The sequence below is a fragment of the Carnobacterium sp. genome, from assembly GCF_040274425.1.
In genome coordinates this window covers 1-3,743 of record NZ_JBEMBC010000145.1, presented here as the reverse complement: position 1 = coordinate 3,743, position 3,743 = coordinate 1, and the positions used below count along the sequence as shown (strand labels likewise).

Below are 3,743 nucleotides of genomic sequence, written 5' to 3'. Positions count from 1 at the left end.
GGCGGTGTAATGGAAGTTAGAGACAATGTTTGTTCCATTATTGCAGATAGTGCTGAACGTGCAAGAGATATTGATGTTGAACGTGCTTTCGAAGCGAAACAGCGTGCAGAAGAAGAATTACGTAAGACAGAAGCCATTGAGAATAAGAGTCATTCAAAACGTGCAGAAATATCTCTAAGAAAAGCCGTTAATAGAATTACTGTATCTGAGCATAAAAGAAATTAGGTAAAAGTTGGAATAAAGCAGCTGGTCTGTATTTATTCCAACTTTTTTTATTTGACTAAAAAGAGGATAGCACTACTGAGCCCATTATATTACAATTTGAAGTCAAGAAAAATATCCTTTTGGCTTCTTTTATGTTAGTATGAGGGTAAGATTTAGAAGGGAAGATAACTAAAAATATGAACTTTTTAGGTGTGCAAGCTCTTATCACTATCCTGTCTCATTTATTTTTTGTCTTGCTAACTTTTTGGGCACTAAAAGGGATGCGGATAGAAAAATTGATTAAAAAGAATAGTATTGGTCAAGCTCGTGTTCTCTACTTATTTATATCTATAACTATAGGATACACTGTAAGTATGTTTTTTATGGATTTCTTGCTGACATCACAAAATTTGATTTTTTTATTTTATTAAGAATTAACTAAATTTATTACAAAACACTGGTTAAGTTTGTACCTTCACATGGCTTCGTGTTATAATACTAAATGTTGTCTTGTATTATTTACCTCACACAGTTGTGATAAAGGCAATGAAAATTTTGGAGGGATACTACATGGAAAAGATTATCGTTCGAGGTGGAAAACACCTAACTGGTACAGTAAAAGTAGAAGGGGCAAAAAATGCCGTATTGCCTATTTTAGCTGCTACCATTTTAGCAAGTAAGGGACAAAGTAAATTAACGAATGTTCCCATATTATCTGACGTATTCACTATTAATGAAGTTTTAAGCCACTTGAATTTAACTGTTGATTTTAACGAAACTGAAAAAGAAATTACTTTAGACGCTACAAAGGAATTACATTATGAGGCTCCTTTTGAATATGTAAGTAAAATGCGTGCATCAATCGTTGTAATGGGACCTCTATTAGCTCGATTAGGACATGCAAAAGTTGCTCTTCCTGGAGGATGTGCTATAGGAACACGTCCAATAGATTTGCATTTAAAAGGATTTGAAGCGATGGGTGCGGAAGTACATATCGAAAATGGGTATATCGAAGCATTCGCCGATCAATTAAAAGGAGCTCACATCTACTTAGATTTTCCAAGTGTTGGAGCTACACAAAATATTATGATGGCTGCTACACTAGCTAAAGGAACAACTACTATTGAAAACGTTGCGCGCGAGCCAGAAATTGTTGACTTAGCAAACTTCTTAAACCGTATGGGAGCTAAAGTTGTTGGTGCTGGTACAGAGAGTATCCGTATTGAAGGTGTAGCAGAGTTAACAGGTACGGAGCATAGCATTATTCCAGATCGTATTGAAGCTGGTACATTTATGATTGCAGCTGCTGTTACTCAAGGAAACGTTTATATTGAAGATGCTGTTGCTGAACATAACAAACCATTGATTTCGAAATTAAAAGAAATGGGCGTTCAATTTAAAGATGAAGAAAATGGGATGCGTGTTATTGGTCCTGAAAAATTAAAAGCAACAGATGTAAAGACAATGCCACATCCTGGTTTCCCAACAGATATGCAAGCACAAATGACGATTGCACAAGTGTTTGCTGAAGGTACAAGTACAATGAAAGAAACGGTATTTGAAAACCGTTATATGCATATGGAAGAATTGCGTCGCATGAATGCGGAATTTAAAGTTGAAGGACAAACACTAGTCATTTATGGACTAACAGAATTACAAGGTGCTGAAGTTGCAGCAACAGATCTTAGAGCTGCCGCAGCTTTAATTATCGCTGGTTTGGTTTCAAAAGGTTATACTAGAGTAACACATTTAGAATACCTAGATCGCGGTTATTATGAATTCCATAAAAAATTACAAGCCTTAGGTGCAGATGTAGAACGCATTGAAGAGTCTGTAGAAATTACTATGGAAAAAACTGAGCTTGAACGGTTATTTTCGTAATCATAAGTTGATAAAAAATAATCTTTTATATATTTAGAAGATATGTTTTAATTTAAGTCTTTTGAAGTAGACACTTAAGAAGTGGCGCTTCAGAAGGCTTATTTTGGTTGGTTAACAAATCCTGATGCTTTAAAAGAAATTCCAATGTAAAAGATAAAAGATTGTCCTAATCGTTGAAACATTAAAACAATTATTTTTCTGTTTCTGCTTAGGGTGCAAACTTCTGTCACAGAAAGCATTAAATTTAGTTAAATGTCTTTAATTCGACATTTAAGAATGATACAAGTTATGCTATAATAGTAAATTAGATGGCTACTTTATTTTTAAAGGAGTAGTCAATGATGAACGAACAAGAGCTTGAGAGGAGAAACAAGTAATGGCGAGAGATATAGGGATAGATTTAGGTACAGCCAATGTATTGATTCATGTAAAAGGAAAAGGCATTGTTTTAAATGAGCCTTCAGTTGTTGCAATCGATACTACAACAAAACGTGTTTTAGCAGTTGGAGAAGAAGCGTACTTAATGGTTGGACGTACACCGGGTAACATTCGTGCTATTCGTCCATTACAAGGAGGAGTCATTGCTGATTTTGACATAACTGAAGCAATGTTAACTCACTTTATTAATAAATTAAATGTTAAGGGCTTTTTATCAAAACCAAATATTTTGATTTGCTGCCCAACAAATATAACAACAATTGAACAAAAAGCTATTATTGAAGCAGCTGAGAAAAGCGGCGGAAAAAATGTTTATCTTGAAGAAGAACCTAAAGTAGCAGCTATCGGAGCGGGTATGGATATCTTCCAACCAAGTGGAAATATGGTCATTGATATCGGTGGCGGAACAAGTGATATTGCCGTTCTTTCAATGGGTGGAATCGTAACTAGTCGCTCATTAAAAGTAGCTGGAGACCAGTTGGATAATGAAATCACACAATTTGTTAAAAAAACCCACAAGTTATTGATTGGTGAACGTACAGCTGAAACAATCAAAAAAGAGATTGGAACAGTTTTCCCTGGTAAACGTGATGATTCAATGGAAGTTAGAGGCCGTGATATGATTACAGGTTTACCTAGGACCATCACGATTACTTCAGATGAAGTTCAAAAAGCTACAGCTGAATCTATGATGATGATCGTTCAACAAGCTAAAGATGTATTAGAACAAACACCTCCTGAATTATCTGCGGACATCATTGATCGTGGAGTGATTTTAACTGGTGGTGGCGCATTATTAGATGGTATTGATCAATTATTCTCTGAACAATTGAGAGTCCCTGTATTTGCTGCTGAACAGCCATTAGATTCTGTTGCATTAGGAACAGGAATCTTATTAGAAAATATGACCAAAAAAAAGCGTAAATTTTAAAAAATAGTCGATCAAAATGAGGTGAACCAATGACTAAGGAAAAAATAGGACTTCAAATCGCCACATTTATTCTAAAAATAGTACTTGTGATCGTTTTGATTGCTCTCGCTTTTATTGTTGGAGCGATGATCGGTTATGGTGTATTAGGTGATGGAAATCCATTTGCTATTTTTGAAAAGGAAACATGGGTGCACATTTTTAGTTACTTTACAAAACCTACAATAGTCAACTAGTTCCATCCCTTGTACGAAATAAAATACTAAACACCCTAAAAATTGAATTAAATTCT

The 3,743-nt window shown here is 34.9% G+C and carries 5 protein-coding genes; all 5 read left to right on the top strand.

The features are described from left to right. A partial coding sequence (locus ABS911_RS14680; RefSeq protein ID WP_350468176.1) for an ATP synthase delta/epsilon chain alpha-helix domain-containing protein occupies window positions 1–225 on the top strand: 225 nt, incomplete at its 5' end. A 176-nt stretch (window positions 226–401) separates the two neighbouring features. Continuing rightward, window positions 402–635, top strand: a complete 234-nt coding sequence (locus ABS911_RS14675; protein WP_350468175.1) for a DUF1146 family protein — start codon at window positions 402–404, stop codon at window positions 633–635. Window positions 636–774: 139 nt separating this feature from the next. Beyond that, window positions 775–2,085 (top strand): UDP-N-acetylglucosamine 1-carboxyvinyltransferase, encoded by a 1,311-nt coding sequence (murA, locus tag ABS911_RS14670; protein WP_350468174.1) that lies wholly within the window; start codon window positions 775–777, stop codon window positions 2,083–2,085. A gap of 376 nt (window positions 2,086–2,461) precedes the next feature. Next, the gene (mreB, locus tag ABS911_RS14665; RefSeq protein ID WP_350468173.1) at window positions 2,462–3,454 is read left to right on the top strand and encodes a rod shape-determining protein MreB; all 993 of its coding nucleotides are present in this window, start codon (window positions 2,462–2,464) and stop codon (window positions 3,452–3,454) included. 29 nt (window positions 3,455–3,483) lie between these two features. Continuing rightward, window positions 3,484–3,687: a DNA-directed RNA polymerase subunit beta gene (locus ABS911_RS14660; protein WP_350468172.1), complete on the top strand. Its 204-nt coding sequence runs from the start codon at window positions 3,484–3,486 to the stop codon at window positions 3,685–3,687. Window positions 3,688–3,743: the final 56 nt, after the last annotated feature.

Excerpts from the sequence above, each read along its gene's own strand:
- ABS911_RS14675 (WP_350468175.1), top strand. The coding sequence starts at position 402 with ATGAACTTTTTAGGTGTGCAAGCTCTTATCACTATCCTGTCTCATTTA.
- murA (WP_350468174.1), top strand. The coding sequence starts at position 775 with ATGGAAAAGATTATCGTTCGAGGTGGAAAACACCTAACTGGTACAGTA.
- ABS911_RS14660 (WP_350468172.1), top strand. The coding sequence starts at position 3,484 with ATGACTAAGGAAAAAATAGGACTTCAAATCGCCACATTTATTCTAAAA.
- mreB (WP_350468173.1), top strand. The coding sequence starts at position 2,462 with ATGGCGAGAGATATAGGGATAGATTTAGGTACAGCCAATGTATTGATT.